15 protein-coding genes are annotated in these 17,530 nt (G+C 66.5%); 10 read left to right on the plus strand and 5 right to left on the minus strand.

What is annotated here, in order from left to right; translation table 11 throughout:
* Positions 1-9 precede the first annotated feature (9 nt).
* The 6 genes from ABD770_RS01460 to ABD770_RS01485 all read left to right on the plus strand — a co-directional run bounded on the left by ABD770_RS01460 (position 10) and on the right by ABD770_RS01485 (position 6,774).
* Positions 10-1,185, plus strand: a complete 1,176-nt coding sequence (locus ABD770_RS01460) for a glycosyltransferase (protein WP_344817711.1) — start codon at positions 10-12, stop codon at positions 1,183-1,185.
* Positions 1,182-2,990, plus strand: a complete 1,809-nt coding sequence (locus ABD770_RS01465; protein WP_344817712.1) for an ABC transporter ATP-binding protein — start codon at positions 1,182-1,184, stop codon at positions 2,988-2,990. Before ABD770_RS01460 ends, ABD770_RS01465 begins: the two co-directional genes overlap by 4 nt.
* A 71-nt stretch (positions 2,991-3,061) precedes the next feature.
* Positions 3,062-4,243 (plus strand): N-acetyl sugar amidotransferase, encoded by a 1,182-nt coding sequence (locus tag ABD770_RS01470; protein WP_344817713.1) that lies wholly within the window; start codon positions 3,062-3,064, stop codon positions 4,241-4,243.
* Positions 4,240-4,845 (plus strand): imidazole glycerol phosphate synthase subunit HisH, encoded by a 606-nt coding sequence (gene hisH / locus ABD770_RS01475; RefSeq protein WP_344817714.1) that lies wholly within the window; start codon positions 4,240-4,242, stop codon positions 4,843-4,845. The genes ABD770_RS01470 and hisH overlap by 4 nt, the downstream gene beginning before the upstream one ends.
* Entirely contained in the window at positions 4,842-5,603 is a 762-nt protein-coding gene (locus ABD770_RS01480; protein WP_344817715.1) for an AglZ/HisF2 family acetamidino modification protein, read from the plus strand. The genes hisH and ABD770_RS01480 overlap by 4 nt, the downstream gene beginning before the upstream one ends.
* A gap of 19 nt (positions 5,604-5,622) precedes the next feature.
* Positions 5,623-6,774 carry a glycosyltransferase family protein gene (locus ABD770_RS01485; RefSeq protein ID WP_344817716.1) on the plus strand — a complete coding sequence of 384 codons (1,152 nt, stop codon included), beginning with the start codon at positions 5,623-5,625 and terminating at the stop codon, positions 6,772-6,774.
* A gap of 77 nt (positions 6,775-6,851) precedes the next feature.
* On the opposite strand, the gene ABD770_RS01490 is transcribed toward ABD770_RS01485, so the two are convergent.
* The 4 genes from ABD770_RS01490 to ABD770_RS01505 are packed head-to-tail and all read right to left on the minus strand — an operon-like array spanning position 6,852 to position 10,794.
* Positions 6,852-7,841, minus strand: coding sequence for a Gfo/Idh/MocA family oxidoreductase (locus ABD770_RS01490; RefSeq protein WP_344817718.1), 990 nt, complete (start codon positions 7,839-7,841; stop codon positions 6,852-6,854).
* Positions 7,841-8,938: a DegT/DnrJ/EryC1/StrS family aminotransferase gene (locus ABD770_RS01495; RefSeq protein WP_344817719.1), complete on the minus strand. Its 1,098-nt coding sequence runs from the start codon at positions 8,936-8,938 to the stop codon at positions 7,841-7,843. Before ABD770_RS01495 ends, ABD770_RS01490 begins: the two co-directional genes overlap by 1 nt.
* Positions 8,935-9,582, minus strand: a complete 648-nt coding sequence (locus tag ABD770_RS01500; protein WP_344817720.1) for an acyltransferase — start codon at positions 9,580-9,582, stop codon at positions 8,935-8,937. The genes ABD770_RS01495 and ABD770_RS01500 overlap by 4 nt, the downstream gene beginning before the upstream one ends.
* 42 nt (positions 9,583-9,624) lie before the next feature.
* The gene (locus ABD770_RS01505) at positions 9,625-10,794 is read right to left on the minus strand and encodes a glycosyltransferase family 4 protein (RefSeq protein ID WP_344817721.1); all 1,170 of its coding nucleotides are present in this window, start codon (positions 10,792-10,794) and stop codon (positions 9,625-9,627) included.
* A 73-nt stretch (positions 10,795-10,867) separates the two neighbouring features.
* Between ABD770_RS01505 and ABD770_RS01510 the strand changes: the two genes are divergently transcribed.
* Both ABD770_RS01510 and ABD770_RS01515 read left to right on the plus strand, forming a co-directional pair.
* A complete protein-coding gene (locus ABD770_RS01510) occupies positions 10,868-11,566 on the plus strand; it encodes a glycosyltransferase family 2 protein (RefSeq protein WP_344817722.1) in 699 nt (232 codons plus the stop codon).
* 3 nt (positions 11,567-11,569) lie between these two features.
* Entirely contained in the window at positions 11,570-11,956 is a 387-nt protein-coding gene (locus ABD770_RS01515) for a DUF2304 domain-containing protein (RefSeq protein WP_344817723.1), read from the plus strand.
* Positions 11,957-11,959: 3 nt separating this feature from the next.
* On the opposite strand, the gene ABD770_RS01520 is transcribed toward ABD770_RS01515, so the two are convergent.
* Positions 11,960-13,864, minus strand: coding sequence for a DUF6541 family protein (locus ABD770_RS01520; RefSeq protein ID WP_344817724.1), 1,905 nt, complete (start codon positions 13,862-13,864; stop codon positions 11,960-11,962).
* Between the two features lie 313 nt (positions 13,865-14,177).
* On the opposite strand from ABD770_RS01520, the gene ABD770_RS01525 reads away from it, so the two are divergent.
* The gene (locus ABD770_RS01525; RefSeq protein WP_344817725.1) at positions 14,178-15,479 is read left to right on the plus strand and encodes a UDP-glucose dehydrogenase family protein; all 1,302 of its coding nucleotides are present in this window, start codon (positions 14,178-14,180) and stop codon (positions 15,477-15,479) included.
* Entirely contained in the window at positions 15,460-17,511 is a 2,052-nt protein-coding gene (locus tag ABD770_RS01530; protein ID WP_344817726.1) for an acyltransferase family protein, read from the plus strand. The genes ABD770_RS01525 and ABD770_RS01530 overlap by 20 nt, the downstream gene beginning before the upstream one ends.
* Positions 17,512-17,530 lie beyond the last annotated feature (19 nt).

The following is a 17,530-nucleotide window of genomic DNA, read 5'->3' on the forward strand; positions in this document are numbered from 1 at the left end:
GAGCACTCCGTGCCCCACAAGCCAGTGATCCTCTGCATCTCGCTCTCCCCCATCCGCAGGGATGCGCGAGTGCTTCGCCAGATCGGCCTGCTCCGTGAGTATGGAGACGTCGTCACGGTGGGGTTCGGCCCACGTCCCGACGGCGTCTCCGAGCATCTCGAAGTGCCCGCCGACCTGGCGACTCTTCCGCAGACCGTGCCCGGTGTCATCGGACTCGCGCTGAGACGATTCCGCTCCGTCGAGCTCGCGGCACCGGCCGTGGCCTGGGCACGCGACGCGCTCCGAGGCCGGAGGTTCGACCTCGTCGTGGCGAATGAGGCACGGGTGCTCGCGCTGGCGAGCCGCGTCGCAGGCGACGCGCCTGTGTGGGCTGATATGCACGAGTGGGCCCCCGAGGAGCGCACCCACATCCTGTCCTGGAGACTCCTCGTGGCGCCCTTCATGACCTACCTGTGCCGCCGGTACCTTCCGGGGTCTGCGCTCGTCACGACAGTGGGCGATTCCATCGCCACGCTGTACAGGAAGACCTTCGGCGTGAAAGCCCGTCTGATGCGCAACGCCGGTCCGTACCGGCCCCTGGAGGCGTCACGGACCGAGGAGGGCCGCATCCGACTCGTGCACAGCGGAGCCGCCATCCACGGACGCAAGCTCGAGCTGATGATCGAGGCCATGGCTCTGCTCGACGAGCGATTCACCCTGGATCTGTACCTGGTGCCCGGCGGCGATGACGGCGCGTATCTGGCGGAGCTGCGCAGGTTGGCGGCGCACGACTCGCGCATCACGTTCCACGCCCCTGTGGCGCCCGAGGCGCTGCCTTCGACCCTCAATGCCTACGACGTCGGCGTGTTCTGGATCCCACCCGCTCATACCAACGCGCGACTGACGCTGCCGAACAAGTTCTTCGACTACGTGCAGGCCAGGCTCCTTGTAGCGGTCGGGCCCTCCCCCGAGATGGAGCCCCTCATCGCGGAACACGGACTCGGTGTCGTGAGCACGGGCTTCAGCGTCAAGGAGTGTGCGAGATCCTTGGCCGCACTCACGACAGACCAAATCGTCCGCGCCAAAGCCGCATCGGATGCCGCAGCAGCAGTGTTGAATTTCGAACACGAGAAGGAGCGGATGCGGCCTCAGCTCGGCGCGCTCATCGAGGGCTCGTCACCGACCCCGAACGGAGCGACGCGATGAAAACCGTCTTCACCCTCTACCGTGATCTCCTTTCGGTCCTCCCCTCGGATGCTCGGAGGTTCCTGAACTTCTACTCCGCGCTACTGGCATCTCTCGCACTGTTCGACGCGGCAGCCCTGGGTCTGCTTGCACTCGTGATCGGCCCCTTGTCCGTCGGCTCCCCTGTGACCCTGCCTATTTTCGGCGAACTCGATCAGTTCGGGGTGGTGCTCGCGATCCTCGCGATCTGTGCGCTCATGATCGGCAAGGGAATGGCGTCGACCCTGATCATGCGTTGGGGATCGCAGCGCATCGCTGTGTATGAGGTGGCACTGGGTGATCGCCTGTTCCGCGCGTATCTCGGTGCGTCCTGGCAGGAGCGTCTCCGTAAGAACTCCTCGGACATGCTGAGGTTCACGGACAGCGGTGTCGACGCCGCCATCAACTCATTCATCCGTCCCGGCGCGACTCTCCTCGGCGAGGTGGTGAGCCTGATCGCGATCGTGGCCGCTCTGGCGGTCATCCAGCCCCTCATCGCTTTAATCAGCCTCGTGTACCTGGTGGCGCTCGGCGCGGTGCTCTATTTCTGGATCGCTCGGCATTCCCGTCGAGCCGGAGAGATCAATCTTGAGGCGACCATCCGTACCTCGCGCCTCATCCTCGAGGTGATGTCCGCACTCAAGGAGGTGACGCTGCGCCGCAAGGAGCCGGAGGTCGCCGATGTCGTCCTCACGAGCCGGCGCCGCAGCGCACGAGCCCGAGCGAATATCTACTTTCTCGGACAGGTACCCCGCTACGTGCTGGAATCCGGACTCATCGGCGGATTCGTCGTCGTCGGAGGAGCCGGTTATCTGCTGGGCGGCCCGCAGCAGGCCTTCACGGCAGTGGCGCTCTTCGGATTGGCCGGGTTCCGCATGGCTCCGTCGGTCATCCGTTTCCAGACCATCGTGTCGCAGATGCTCGCGGCGTCGAGTTACCCGCTCCGCGTCATCGAAGAGCTGCGGGCGGCCGAGACGCGCTCGAACGAATTCGCCGCGCGCCCAGAGCGCTCGTTGCCCGCGGCACCGTCCGTACTCACGTTCCGAAACGTCACGTTCGCATACGGCGACGGTGAACCAGCCGTCCGCGACGTGAGCCTGAGCATCCCGATCGGCTCGTCGGTGGCGTTCGTCGGTGCCTCGGGGTCGGGAAAGTCCACGATGGTGGATTTGCTCCTCGGGCTTCTCGAGCCCCAGAGCGGACGGATCGAGATCGATGGCGTCCCGCTGTCCGAAGCCCGGAGCGCGTGGCGGGCGCTGACGGCGTACGTCCCGCAGGAGGTCGCCGTCTTCGACGCCACCGTCGCGCAGAACGTCGCCCTCACCTGGTCCGATGACGTCGACCGCCAGCGCGTGAAATCCGCGCTGATCCAGGCTCAGATCTGGGATCTCGTCGCCGCTCGCGAGGGTGGCATGGATGCCGGCGTCGGCGAGCGGGGTCTCGCACTCTCCGGCGGACAGCGTCAGCGGCTGGGCATCGCACGAGCGCTGTACACGGACCCCAAGGTGTTGGTCATGGACGAGGCGACCAGTGCACTTGACACCCAGACCGAATCTGACGTCACGTCGTCGATAGCGGCCGCAACCGGCGAGAGGACTCTCGTGACCGTCGCGCACCGGCTCTCAACGGTCAAGGACGCCGACACGGTCTTCTTCATGAGCAATGGTGAACTCGTCTACGCGGGTCCGTTCGAGGATGTCGTCGCCAATGTACCCGATTTCGCGCGTCAGGCCGCACTCGCGGGCCTCAGCCCGGACTCCAACGGATCCCCAGATTCGGAAGTGTAACATTGGTTGGTTCGGTGCCGACCGGGCGAATTGAGCGACCGCGCAGCTTACGCAGTACAAGGAGTGATCAGGTGGACAAGCCTGTCGATGCCGTTGACCGCCACTCGGACGCAGCCACGTACCAGAGGTGCGTACGGACGGTCATGGACACGACTGACCCGGAGATCTGGTTCGACGAGCAGGGCGTCTCGTCACACGCGCTGCGCTTCGACGCCACGATGAAGGACCAGGTCCGAGCGGCGCAGGCCGGGGAGCTGATACCTGAGCTCAACGATCTGATCGCACAGATCAAGAAAGACGGCGAAGGCAAGCCCTACGACTGCATCGTCGGTGTCTCGGGCGGAGTCGACAGCACGTATCTCATCCTGCAGGCGGTCAAGCTGGGACTGCGGCCGCTCGCCGTTCATTTCGACAGTGGATGGAACTCCGAACTCGCCGTCGACAACATCCACAACATCGTCACGCGCCTGGATCTCGACCTCTACACGCATGTCATCGACTGGCGGGAGATGCGCGACCTGCAGCTCGCGTTCTTCAAGGCCTCGCTCGCGAACTGCGACGTGCCCACCGATCACGCATTCGGCTGGGTAGCCTATCAGCAGGCCGTCAAGTACGGCGTCAAGTACATCCTGTCGGGCGCCAATCTCGCGAGTGAGTCGATCCTCCCGCAGTCCTGGGGCTACAACGCGTCGGACGCGAAGCACGTCAAGGCCGTCCACAAGCAATTCGGGACGGGAAAGCTCAAGACCTACCCCCTGATGGGGCTCTTCAAGCGCCATATCTGGTACCCGTACGCGCGCGGGGTGAAGACCGTCAAGCCGCTGAACCTCATGCCCTACCGCTACGACCAGGCCAAGCAGGCGATCACCGACGAGGTCGGTTGGCGCGACTACGGCGGAAAGCACTACGAATCCGTGTTCACGCGCTACTTCCAGGGTTACTACTTGCCCAAGAAGTTCGGCTTCGACAAGCGCCTCGCCCACTACTCGTCCCTCATCCTCTCCGAGCAGATGACCCGCGATGAGGCGCTGAACCTCCTCAAGACCGAGAACTACCCGGAGAGCCTGCGCAAGCAGGATCACGAGTTCATCGCGAAGAAGCTCGGGCTCACGGTCTCCGAGCTCGACGCAATCTACGATCTGCCCCTTCGCGATTACACGGATTACCCCAACGCGAAACGTCAATGGGATGTCGCGATGGCGGCTGCGCGAGTGCCAGTCAAGATCCTCAAGAAGCTCGGGCTCCGACCATGAGCGTCGGCGTTCTGGAGTATGGACTGGGGAACTTCGGCTCAGTCATGAACATGCTCAAGCGACTGGACGCCGACCCTTGTATCGTTCGCACGCCAGAGGACGTCGCCCAGAGCGAACGCCTGTTGTTGCCGGGAGTCGGCGCATTCGACCGCGGCATGTTGCTGCTGGAAACGGCCGGGCTCGATGTGGCGATCCGCGAGTTCGCCGCCGGCGGTCGGCCGGTCCTGGGAATCTGCCTCGGAATGCAACTGCTCCTGGATTCGAGCGAGGAGGGTGCCTCAGCCGGCCTCGGGCTCGTTCCCGGCCGCTGTATGCGCTTCTCAGAGGGGCGCGGGCTACGGGTCCCGCACATGGGATGGAATCGTGTGACGGCCAAATCTCAGGACCCGCTGTTCGCGACGGTCCCCGAGGACAACAGGTTCTATTTCGTTCATTCCTACCACGCGGTCCCCGCAGACCCTTCGCATACCCTCGCCACGACGAACTACGGCGATGATTTCGTCTCGATGGTGCGTCGTGACAACGTCATCGGCGCTCAGTTCCACCCAGAGAAGAGTCACCTGTTCGGCCTCGAGATGCTACGGAGCTTCAGCACGCTATGAGCCTGTTCCCCCGTCTGATCCCCGTGCTGCTCGTCAGTGACGGCTACCTTGTCAAGCCCGTCCGCTTCCAGGGAGACACGTACATCGGCGACCCCATCAACGCCGTGCGCATCTTCAATGAGAAGCAGGTGGACGAGCTTGTCATCTGCGACATCGATGCGACCCCGAAGCGGACCGGGGTGAACTTCCAGCTGATCGAGGAGATCGCGAACGAGGCGTTCATGCCCGTGGGCTACGGCGGCGGCGTCGCGAGCGTGGACGATGCCCGGCGAATCACAGGTATCGGCATCGAGAAGGTGATCCTGAACTCGGCTGCTGTCACAGAGCCTGATGTCGTCCGCGGGATCTCCGACGCCCTCGGCGCTTCCAGCACCGTGGTGAGCATCGATGCGAAGAAGCGGCTCACCGGAGGTTGGGAGACATACAGCGAGCGAGGATCGCGGAAGGCGGGCATGACGCCGGCCGACGCCGCTCGGCGTGCCCAGGACCTCGGCGCGGGAGAGGTGATCGCCTCGTCCATCGACCGCGAGGGGACCTTCTCCGGGTACGACACCAAGCTGATCCAGACCGTCACGTCCGCCGTGTCGATTCCGGTGATCGCTCTCGGGGGCGCCCGCGATATGAGCGACTTCCATCAGGCGCTCGCTGCCGGTGCTTCGGGGGCCGCGGCGGGCAGCACATTCGTCATGACAGGGAAGCACCACGCGGTCCTCATCAACTATCCCGCACCGTCCGAGGTGCGTACCCTCGCTTCGTGAAACTGGAGACCTGACCATCGTGACCGATCCTCGCCCTCGCATCCTCGTCCTGACCCATACCCCGATCGATCGTGAGCCGCGCGCTCTCAAGCAGATCAATTACTTCGCCCAGCGGGCCGATGTGACGACCGCGGGCTTCGGTTCGGCCCCTGTGGAGGGCGTGCCCCACATCGAACTCGAATCCAGCCCCGCGACCTCCGGGCTGCTCCGGATCCCGGGTTTGTACACGTTGCTCCTCGGGTTGCGGCAGTACCGTCTCTTCGACAAGGTGAAGCCTCGCAACCGTGCGGCTCTCCCCCTGCTGCAGAACGGCGAGTGGGATGTGGTCATCGCGCACGATGTGCACACTCTGGCCCTCGCGCAGCAGCTCACCGCGACCAAGGGGATCCTCCTCGACCTGCACGAGTATGCGCCTCGGCAGAACGAGAACTCGTTCCTGTGGCGGCTGCTCATTGCGCCGTACTTCCGATGGATCTGCAGGACGCAGGTGCCCAACGCCGCGGGCGTGACGACCGTTGGTCAGGGCATCGTGGACGAGTACCGACGTCAGTTCGGTTTCGAATCGACGTTGGTCGTCAATGCGACGCCCTACCAGGAGCTCACGCCCGGACAGGTCGGCTCGACGATCCGGATGGTGCACTCTGGCATTCCCGCGCCGGCGCGCAAGCTCGAGGCGATGATCGAAGCCGTGAAGCTGACGCGCACCGACGTGACCCTCGACCTCTACCTGATCAAGGACGGCTCCGCCTACTACGACGAGCTGGTGGCACTCGCAGGCGACGACCCGCGCATATTCTTCCGGGATCCTGTCCCCTACGCCGAGCTGGTTCAGACGCTGAACCAGTACGACGTCGGGCTCAGTGTGATCGCACCGACGACTTTCAATCTGGCGTGGTGCCTGCCGAACAAGTTCTTCGACTTCATCCAAGCCCGTCTGGGCGTGATCGTGGGACCCTCACCCGAGATGGTGGCCTTTGTCGAGCGTTACGGAATCGGTGAGGTGGCCGAGGGCTTCGACGGCGCCGCCCTCGCCAAGGTCCTCGATGGTCTCACCCCCGAAACGGTCAGGAATTGGAAGGAGCAGTCGCACGAGAATGCGCACGCTCTCTCCAGCGAGGAGCAGGTGAAGATCTGGGGCGAGGTCGTCGATGGGATTCTTGCTCGCGCCTGAGTCCTGCGACGACTCGAACAGAAAGAGTAAGGGCCGTGATCACTGATCGGTGATCACGGCCCTACTCTTTCCGAAGGTCAGAGGCCAACCGCATCCCAGTCCCGCGCGGAGTCGAGGGCGGCCTCGACAACAGCGAGCGTACGCTGTCCTTGCTCCATGGTGACCAGATCGGTCTTCTCTCCGAGGACCGCGTCGCGGAACGCCTCGTGCTCGACCTTGAGGGGCTCGCGCTTGGGGAAGGCGTACCGGGTGACGTCCCCTTCGGAGACGCCACGGAAGGTGGACACAGACTCCCATTCCAGAGGGATGGTCCCGTTGGCATAGAAGGTCAGATCGCCCGTGGAGGTGTCGGCGACGAATGCTCCCCTCTCCCCCGTGACGACCGTCAGCCGCTCCTTCATCGGGCTGAGCCAGTTCACGATGTTGTTCACGATCACCCCGGATTCGGTGCGTCCGGTGATGATGATCATGTCCTCATGCTCCCGGCCCGACTTGAACGCCGTCTGCGCGAACACGAGCTCGTAGTCGGACTGCACCACCCACGCGGTCAGGTCCACGTCATGCGACGCGAGGTCCTTCGCCACTCCGACATCCGCGATCCGGGACGGGAACGGGCCCTGACGCCGCGTTGCCACCTGGTACACCGCGCCCAGCTCGCCTGCGGCGAGGCGGCGACGCAGCTCCTGCAGCGCCGGGTTGAACCGCTCAATGTGACCGACACCTCCGACCAGCCCCGCTCCGGCGAAGGCCTCGACCATGCGCTGGCCCGCTTCGAGGCTATGCGCGATTGGCTTCTCCACAAGGGTGTGCACGCCCGCGGCCGCGAGCTTTAGCGCCGCATCCTCGTGGAAGCGCGTCGGGACGGCGACGACGGCGATGTCGATGCCCGCGGAGATGAGCGCGTCGATGTCGGGCAGCACCTGCAAGCCCCCTGCGACGCCGTGCGGGTCACCGCCGGGGTCGGCGATGGCGACCAGTTCCACACCCTCGACCTCGCGCAGCACGCGCGCATGATGGCGACCCATCATGCCGACGCCGAGAAGCCCGGCACGCAGCACGTCCGCCATCAGGCACCCGCTCCCACAACGGTGTTCACAGCGGTCACGATGCGCTCCAGGTCGTCCGCGCTCAGCGACGGGTGCACGGGGAGCGAGAGCACCTCGCGCGCGGCGCGCTCGGTCTCGGGGAGGTCGAGTCCCGCCGCGTACGGCGCCAGAGACTGTAGGCGGTGGTTCGGGATCGGATAGTACACACCCGCGCCGACCTGATGCTCCTCCTTCAGCGCCCTCACGAACCCGTCCCGATCCTCGGGGACCCGGATCGTGTACTGGTGGTACACGTGCACGGCGCCCTCCGCGACCGGCGGCACGGTCACACCGCGCAGGTGGGCGTCGAGGAACGCCGCGTTCCGCTGCCTGGTGCGGGTCCATGCGTCGACCTTGGTCAGCTGCACACGGCCGATCGCCGCATGGATGTCGGTCATGCGCGCGTTGAAGCCGACGACCTCGTTCTCGTACTGACGTTCCATGCCCTGGTTGCGCAGCAACTTCACTCGACGCGCGATCTCCGCCGTCGCGGTGGTGACCATGCCGCCTTCGCCACTGGTCATGTTCTTTGTCGGGTAGAGGCTGAACATCGCGAACTCGCCGAAGGATCCCACCGGGCGACCGTCCAGCGAGGCGCCGTGCGCCTGCGCTGCATCCTCGTAGAGCGCCACGCTCTTCTCGGCTGCGAGCTTCTCCAGTTCGCGCATTCGCGCCGGGTGTCCGTATAGGTGAACCGGCAGGATGCCCTTCGTCTTCGGAGTGATCGCCGCGGCGACGGCCTCGGGATCAAGCGTGAACGTCGCCGGCTCGATGTCGACGAACACCGGCGTCGCCCCCGTCAGCGCGACCGAATTGCCCGTGGCCGCGAAGGTGAACGACGGCACGATGATCTCATCGCCGGGGCCGACGCCGGTAGCGAGCAGCCCCAGGTGCAGCCCCGCGGTCCCGGAGTTCACCGCGACAGCTGGGCGGCCGGGCACGAAGTGCTCGGCGAACTCCGTCTCGAATGCGGCAACCTCGGGCCCCTGCGCGACCATGCCGCTGCGCATCACACGGTCGACAGCCGCGCGCTCCTCCTCACCGATGATCGGCTTCGCCGGGGCAATGAACTCGCTCACTTGACCTCCTTGGTCAGGGTTCCATTGGATTCGATGTACCGGTCGCCCGAGGCGGGACAGATCCACGTTCCGTCACTGTCGCCGGCAACCAACGGAACACCATGCTCCCCCACCCACCCGATCCTGTGGGCAGGCACCCCAGCGACAAGAGCGTAGGCGGGGACGTCGACGACCACCACGGCACCCGCTGCGACGGTGGCCCAGGCCCCGATCGTGACAGGTGCAACGCAGGTCGCGCGTGCGCCGATGGCCGCACCGCGTTCGATCGTCACTCCGACTGGTTCCCAGTCGTGAGCGCTCTTGAGGCTGCCGTCGGCGTTGATGGCGCGCGGATAGGTGTCATTGGTGAGCACGACGGCGGGCCCGACGAACACGCCGTCGGCGAGGACGGCCGGCTCATAGACGAGCGCATAGTTCTGCACCTTGCAGTTGTCGCCCATCCGCACACCTGTACCGATATAGGCACCGCGGCCCACGATGCAGTTCTCCCCCATACGCACACCTTCTCGCACCTGGGCAAGATGCCAGATCGACGAGCCGTCGCCGATCTGCGCGTCACCGGACACGTCTGCGGACTCGACGATCCGCACGCGATTGGAATTGGTCACGAAGCTCCTTGCGCGCCGGCGGACGAGCCGGTGCATCGGAATTCTATCTTCGCCGAGCCCTGCTCCCCTGAGTGCACGCTAACCGCCGAGCACGACGTCCGCGGAACGACCAGCCACAGCACTCGCCGAGATGTGCTCCTGCGCCCAGGAAACCAGCCGGTCAGCATCCACACGCGGCTTCGCCTGCAGCATCTCGTCCAGCGCGTCGGCCAGTTCAGTCTCGTCGTACGCCACGCCGCGCCCCAGACCGTTCTGCTCCACCATGGACCGCACGGGATTCGGACCCGCGTAGGCGACCGGAGTGCCCACGGCGACGGACGCGTAGAGCTTCGTGGGGACGGCGAAGTCATACCCCTGCCCGGGAACCAGCGACGCGATGCTCACCCGAGCGCCGCGCAGCCATGCTGCGGCTTCCGGCGACGGCACGGTATCAACGAACCTGATCCTCGGCGAGAGTCCGGACTCGGCGGCAGCCGCGCGCATGCCCTCCCAGGACGACCCCTGCCCCACGAAGGCGGCTGTGAGCCCAGGGCGCCGGCGGAGCACCTCAACGACTGAGCGGACGGCGAGTTCCGCGCCGTGCCATTCGCTGGCGGATCCGACATAGACGATGTCCGCAGGCTCACGCACAGTCGGGCCCGAAGGTGAGAACAGATCGAGATCGACCCCGTGACCCACGACATGAGGCGACACGCCCGGGGCGAGCTCGGCCACACGGTGTGAGACGCCGTCGGTGACGGCGAGGACCGATCGCGCCCCTCGCAGCGCGAACGCTTCCATCCACCGGACGACGCCGAGGATCAGACCGGACGCCCCGGTGGCCTGCGCGGCATCCGACCAGATGTCGGCCGCGTAATATACGTACGGTCTGCGGATCACCGCGCAGACCAGCCGCGTGAACAGCCCGGTCGTGGGCGGTGGTTCGCACAGATACACATCGGCCCGGGGTCCGAACAGGATCCGCAGAGCCAGCGGTACATCGAAACTCAGGTACGGAAGGTATCCGCGCACATAGCCCGAGCGGTCCCGAAGGACAGGCCAGCGCCGGACCTCCACGCCGTCAGGATCGGAGATCGAATCGCGACCCGGAGGCCGCGTCGTCAGCACCCGCACCCGTGCCCCACGCTCTCGAAGCCGGACGGCGAGCGCACTCAGACGCAGGGACGCCGCCGCGGGCTCCGGAGAGAAGATCCGACTCACGATCACGACACGCGCGCTCTTACCGAAAGCCCGCTTCTCCTGCGCCATCCGCGCTCCTTTCCTGGCCCGAGTCCCACGGCCCGGTGCAGGATCCGATAGAAACACCTGACACAATGGAACCATGTCGATGAGCGCGCTGCCGCCGCGAAGACCCGACAGCCGTGCCTGGGTCGTTGTTCCGCTGTACAACGAGGCGGATGTCATCGGAGATGTCGTCCACGCGTTGCGAGCGGAGTTCGTGAACGTCGTCTGCGTCGATGACGGCTCGAGCGATGAGTCAGCCCGCGCAGCCGTGGAGGCTGGAGCGCGACTGGTCAGCCATCCTGTCAACCTCGGACAGGGCGCGGCGCTGCAGACCGGCATCGATTTCGCCCTGATGCATCCCGGATGCGAGCACATCGTGACCTTCGACGCGGACGGTCAGCACAGGGTCGAGGACGCGGTGGCCATGCTCGACGTCTCCCGGTCGGAGGATGTCGCCGTCGTCTTCGGCTCTCGCTTCCTCGACGACAGGACACGGCCCGGCGCCGTGAAGAAGCTCATTCTCAAGACCGCGGTCTGGGTGACCAACATGACCACCGGAATGCGCCTCACTGACGCGCACAACGGGCTTCGTGTGCTCCGCCGGGATGCTGCGCAGCTGATCGACCTCAAACAGGATCGTATGGCGCATGCCACGGAGATCGTCCTTCAGATCGGACGCAGTCGCCTGCCCTGGAAGGAGTTCCCCGTGGAACTGCTGTACACCGACTATTCGAAGGCGAAGGGGCAGAGCGTCCTCAATTCCGTGAACATCCTCGTCGACCTGGTGGTGAGGTGACGCATGTGGATCCAGATCCTGCTGATCACCGTGATCGTCGTGCTCGCGGTGATCATGATGCGTCGCACGGGTGCCGACAGTCACCTCGCGATACGGCGTCTGCTGTTGCTGCTGTTCGTAATCGCAGCAGTGCTCTCCATCCTCTTCCCGCAAGGGCTGACCTGGCTTGCACGACTGGTGGGTGTCGGTCGAGGTACTGACCTAGTGCTGTACGCGCTGGTTACGATCTTTCTGTCTGTGGTTTACTCACAGCATCGGAAGAACGTTGCGCTGCAGCGCAATATCACGCTTCTCACCCGTCGCATGGCGGTCAATGAAGCTCTCGCCCGAGAGTCGGCTGTCGAAACAACCCGAGTTCGTCCGCCAGACGACTCCGGACCCGCAAGCTGATTCTCAGCGGCAGGCTGTGATCCGCCAGAGTGAAGCCGCACCGACTTGGGCGACCTTATCGAAGCCCTCCGTCATCGCGAATCCCGTCAGGCCCGGCATTTCCCACCTTCCCGCGCCGTCCGAGCTACTTCCGAAGTCGAGGACGTAATCCACTCCGATCTCGCGAACAGCCGCGCACACCGATGGATCATCGATGAGGTGGACAAGATCGTGACGCAATGCCTGGAAGTACTCGTCCTCGGGCATTGACCATGTTCGCGGCACGACATCGACACCGCTGAGAGCGTAGCCGAACGCTGCCCCCGCCGACGGGTTCCCGAGCACACGGTCATCGGCGCCGACGTAGTCGGGGAGGCTCTCAAGCAGGTCGCGCTCATCCGTGGAGAGGTAGGACGTGGAGCTCTCCGCATAGGTGTCGTTCTTCGGATCCGCGGGCACGGCCGTCCAGACTACGGTCTCGGCGACGACAGCGGCCAGCAGGGTCCCGGCGACGATAGTCGGCGCGACCCGCGATCGCCGGGCGATCCATGCAGCGGCCGCGTCGACGGCCACCGCTCCCAGCGGGATGACCACGAGCGGCATCATGGCGACGAAGCGATGCGGGTCCGCATACCAGGCCGCCAGGAGTCCTCGCACCGTCCCGTTCTGCACTGACACCGCCACGACGGCCAGCAGCGCGATGACGGCCGCATGCACGACCAGCCATCGCAGCGCGCCGACGCGGAGCGCCGCGAGCACGCCGAGCAGGGCCAGCACGCTCATCGAGATCATCGGACCGGGACCGGCACTCGCGTTCAGCAGCAGCTCCAGCGCCGCATCCGCCGCCGGCTTCTGCTGCACCCACAGCCCGCTGGAGCTGATGTGCGTCATGCCTAGCCAGACGACCGACCCGGCAACGAGCACGCCGACGCAGGCCGCCAGCCGACGGCGGCGAACCGGGACCGGGAGGGAACGCAGGCCTCGCCCCAGCGCCCAGAGCGCCAGAAGCACCGCGCAGATCAGCGCGTTCAGCAGCACCGCGGGCTGCGCGAGGGCGATCCCGCTCAGCCCGACCAGTGTGGTGATCGTGAGCAGCCAGGTTCGTCGGCCCCGCCCTCCCATCGGGACCTCGGCGGGTTCACGGCGCACGGCGGCGACCAGAAGGGCAAGAAGACCGGGCAGCACTGCCAGGGCGAGCGCGTACGGGTACAGCACGCCGAAGTCGAGCATCGAGAAGGGAAAAGCGAACAGCGACGGCGCCATGACGGCAGCCGCGACGGAGGCCGTCGTCCTGCCCCGCACAGCGCTCCGAACGAACGCCGTGATCGACAACGTCCACAGCGGTCCGGCGATGACGATGGCGACGGCGTTCGCGGCGACGGTGATGTCCGTGCCGGTGGCGTCGACCACCAGGGAGGCCAGTCCGTGCCAGGCAGCCGGGTAGAAGGTGGTGGCGCCGAGGACACCGGAGACGTCCAGTGACGATGCGCTCCCCTGCTCCTGGATGAAGCGCAGCGCGTTCAGATGGAACGTGGCGTCGTTGGTCTGGGAGATGTTCTGTGGGTCGTGGATGACGGCCGCCATCCGGACCATCCCCAGCAGGGCTCCTGCTGTCACGGCGGCGGGCACCGCCCAAGATCGCCGTGTACGCACGACGGAAGCCGCCTGCGGCCGGAGCGCACGCCCGATGACGACGGCGACGATCACCAGGAGCAGCATCGCGGCGGACGCGCTCCACAGCGTCCACCGCACTCCCACCAGACCCAGCAGGACCGCGCTGACCGCGATCGCGGCGATGCCCGCCGCCGGCGCGAACCCCCATGCTGCCATGCCCCGAAGCCTCAGCCCGTAGGCGACGGCCAGACCGGGCAGCAGCGTCAGGAGGAGCACACTCAGAGCCGGGAGCGCGGCGGTGAGCCAGCCTGTCATGACCCCGCCGCCCGGCTCGGGCCGAGAACCCGTCCGTCGACCGTGCCCGCATCGAGGAGATGGGGGGACGGCGGTGCGTCCTGCGCGCGGGAGGTTCTCACCCGGACAGCCTATGCGAACCCGGTTCCGCGGACTCCGAGCGGCGGAGGCTCGGCCGCGTGACCGGGATCCGACGAGCCCAGGTGGGACGGAGGCACCGCATGAGAGACTATCCAATGGCCATCGCGCTCGTCCGCCGAGCCCGCACGGCCCCGTCTCACGCCGACGCCGTTACAGGCGCGCCGGGGCGGCGATCGAGGATTGGAGACCCCAGGTGAAGTTGAGCGTTGTCGGATGCGGCTACCTCGGTGCAGTGCACGCCGCTGCGATGGCGTCGATCGGGCATGACGTCGTCGGGATCGACGTCGACGAGGCGAAGATCGCGCAGCTGGCCTCCGGCAGAGCGCCGTTCTTCGAGCCGGGGTTCGACGAGCTGCTCACACGGACGATCGGGGAGGGGAACCTGCGGTTCACCACCTCCGCGGCCGAGGCGCGCGATGCGACCGTCCACTTCATCGCCGTGGGCACTCCGCAGCGCGAGGGCGAGGACGGCGCCGACCTCCGTTTCGTGGATGCCGCGATCGACGCACTCATCCCTCATCTCAAGCCCGGTGACGTCCTCGTGGGCAAGTCGACGGTTCCCGTCGGCACCGCCGCTCGCCTGGCCGAGAGGATCACTGGCACCGGCGCCGAGTTGGTCTGGAATCCGGAGTTCCTCCGCGAGGGGTTCGCTGTGGCCGACACCCTCTCCCCCGATCGGATCGTGTACGGTGTCGCGGACGTGGACAGCGAGGCTGTCGCGATCCTCGACGCCGTGTACCACCCGGCCATCGAGGCGAGGACTCCCCGCATGGTCACCGACTACGCGACCGCCGAGTTGGTCAAGGTCTCGGCGAACGCGTTCCTGGCGACCAAGATCTCCTTCATCAACGCCATCTCGGAGATCGCCGACGCCACTGGTGCAGATGTGACGCAGTTGGCCGATGCGATCGGATACGACGCCCGCATCGGCCGGCGGTTTCTCAACGCGGGCATCGGCTTCGGTGGTGGTTGTCTCCCGAAGGACATCCGAGCATTCGCCAGCCGGGCCGAGGAGCTGGGCCACGGCCGCGCGCTCCGCTTCTTGCGCGAAGTGGACGAGATCAATCTGCGCCAGCGCGATCGGGTCGCCGAGCTCATCACCGCGGAGCTGGGCGGCTCGGTGGTGGGCAGGCGCATCGCGATCTTGGGGCTCGCCTTCAAGCCGAACTCCGACGACACCAGGGACTCCCCTGCTCTGGACATCGCACTGCGGATGCACGGCCTTGGGGCGAATGTGGTCGCATACGACCCCGAGGCCGTCGCCACCGCACGGCGGGTGCACCCGCATCTGACTTACGCGAACACCCTGGAGGATGCGCTGCGCGGAGCCGAACTGGTCTCGGTCCTCACCGAGTGGCGTCAGTTCGTCGATCTGGATCCGGTCATCGCCGCCGCCTCCGTCGCCTCTCCGACCATCATCGATGGCAGGAACTGCCTGGACCCGCAGCGCTGGATCGAGAACGGGTGGAGGTACCGTGGCCTCGGTCGCCACTGACCGCGAGGCACTCCCCGCACGCATCGGCGCGAGAGCAGCCCGCGCGGTCCGCGGCGACATCCAGGCGCTCCGCGCCTACGCGGTGGCCGCCGTCGTCCTGTTCCACGTCTGGCCGCGCGCCGTCACCGGCGGCTACGTCGGCGTGGACGTGTTCTTCGTCATCTCCGGGTTCCTCATCACCGGACAGCTGGTGCGCCTGCGGGAGCGCGGAGCGCTCCTGCTGTCCGCGTTCTGGGCGGCGCGGGCACGGCGGCTGCTTCCGGCGGCGCTCCTTGTTCTCATCGTCAGCACCGGGCTGACTCTGCTGTTCGCCCCGGCGTCCCTGGTCACGCAGTATCTGCGCTCGATCATCGGGAGCACCGCGTACGTGGAGAACTGGGTTCTCGCCGCCGATGCCATCGACTACCTGGCAGCGGACAACGCGCCGCCGATCGCCCAGCACTACTGGTCGCTGTCGGTCGAGGAGCAGTTCTACATCATCTGGCCGCTCGTCGTGATCGTCGGGATGCTCTGGGGCGCGCGTCGGCGTCTGCTGGGTCTGATCGTCGCGCTCACCGCAGGCAGCCTGGTGTACAGCGTCGTCGCCACCTTCACCGACCCGTCGGCCGCCTACTTCGCCACGCCGTCACGGGTGTGGGAGTTCGGCCTGGGCGCCGTGGTGGCGCTCCTCCCCACCCTGGCGATACCACGCGTGATCCGCTCCGTGATGTGGGTCCTCGGCTGGCTCGCGCTGCTCCTCTCCGCGTTCGTCCTCAACGCGGCCACGCCCTTCCCCGGCTATGCGGCGATCCTCCCGGTCGCCGCTGCCGCCGCCGTCATCGCCGCCGGCCCGGAGGCTCCGTTCGCGGCCGCGCGGGTCCAGGATCTGCGCCCGCTCCAATGGGTGGGGGACAACTCCTACGGCATCTACCTGTGGCACTGGCCGCTGGTGGTCATCGCCCCCGCCGTCCTCGGGCGCCCGCCCCGGCTGGCGGAGAACATCACCCTGGTCTGCCTCACCGTCGTCGCTGCGGCACTCAGCAAGAGGTTCGTTGAGGATCCGCTCCGGTTCGGGGCTCTCAGCAGGGTGCGCCCACGGTGGATCCTCATCGGCGTCGCCGCATCGATGGCCGTGGTCATCACCACCGCAGCGCTGCCCATACAGCTGCTGTTCGCCTCGGCGACGACGAAGACGGAGCAGGCCAGGACACAGCTCCTGGACCCCACAGAATGCCGCGGGGCTAGCCTCCTGCTCGAGCCGGGCTGCGCCCAGCAGCGTGCCAAGGGCTCCGTCCCGGCGGCGGATCTCGTCCCACCGCTCACCGGGCTGTATGACGACACCGGGGGCGCGTTCTCGTGCTATCAGTCCGACAGCTCCATCGCCATCGTGCCCTGCCATCTCGGATCGGATGCTGCAGACAGCGTCCGCATCGCAGTGACCGGTGACTCGCACGCCGCCATGCTGACCCCGGCCTTCCGCGACATCGCCGAGGAGAACAACTGGGCCGTCGATGTCTACGTCGGACGCGGCTGCGTCTGGGCCGACGACCCGGACCCGAACTGCGCAACGCGACTCGTTGCGCTCAACGCCGATCTGCTCTCGCACCACTACGACGCGATCATCGTCACGGCGTGGAACCAGCTCACTCTGGATGACACGCAGCGCACCGCACGCGCCGAGCAGTTCGTATCGGTGTGGCGGGATGCCGCCGCCGCAGGGATCACGGTGATCCCCGTCCTCGACAACCCGGGCGTCCCGGAGAGCTCGGCCGACTGTCTGAACGAGAACAGCGCCTTCGACGCCGCCACCTGCTCCTTCTCCGCCGAGCAGTCCCTGCTGCCGGACCCGCTGGGCATCGCGTCAGCCGATCTCGGCATCCAGCCGGTGGACCTGCGCGCCGCGTTCTGTGACACGGACGGTCGGTGCCCTATGGTGGCTGGAGGGGTGGTCGTCTATCGAGATCTGCACCACATCACGGCATCGTTCAGCCACTCCCTGGCACCGTACCTGTCCGAGCAGATCATGAGTGGGATCGACCACTCGACCCGTTGAGCACACCCAGGAAGGCCGC

The organism is Microbacterium soli, from assembly GCF_039539005.1.
GTDB lineage: Bacteria > Actinomycetota > Actinomycetes > Actinomycetales > Microbacteriaceae > Microbacterium > Microbacterium soli.

What these genes read in the sequence shown, in the direction of transcription:
- ABD770_RS01465 (WP_344817712.1), top strand. Translation starts at nt 1,182, where the DNA reads ATGAAAACCGTCTTCACCCTCTACCGTGATCTCCTTTCGGTCCTCCCC.
- hisH (WP_344817714.1), top strand. Translation starts at nt 4,240, where the DNA reads ATGAGCGTCGGCGTTCTGGAGTATGGACTGGGGAACTTCGGCTCAGTC.
- ABD770_RS01480 (WP_344817715.1), top strand. Translation starts at nt 4,842, where the DNA reads ATGAGCCTGTTCCCCCGTCTGATCCCCGTGCTGCTCGTCAGTGACGGC.
- ABD770_RS01490 (WP_344817718.1), bottom strand. Translation starts at nt 7,841, where the DNA reads ATGGCGGACGTGCTGCGTGCCGGGCTTCTCGGCGTCGGCATGATGGGT.
- ABD770_RS01500 (WP_344817720.1), bottom strand. Translation starts at nt 9,582, where the DNA reads ATGCACCGGCTCGTCCGCCGGCGCGCAAGGAGCTTCGTGACCAATTCC.
- ABD770_RS01505 (WP_344817721.1), bottom strand. Translation starts at nt 10,794, where the DNA reads ATGGCGCAGGAGAAGCGGGCTTTCGGTAAGAGCGCGCGTGTCGTGATC.
- ABD770_RS01510 (WP_344817722.1), top strand. Translation starts at nt 10,868, where the DNA reads ATGTCGATGAGCGCGCTGCCGCCGCGAAGACCCGACAGCCGTGCCTGG.
- ABD770_RS01515 (WP_344817723.1), top strand. Translation starts at nt 11,570, where the DNA reads ATGTGGATCCAGATCCTGCTGATCACCGTGATCGTCGTGCTCGCGGTG.
- ABD770_RS01520 (WP_344817724.1), bottom strand. Translation starts at nt 13,864, where the DNA reads ATGACAGGCTGGCTCACCGCCGCGCTCCCGGCTCTGAGTGTGCTCCTC.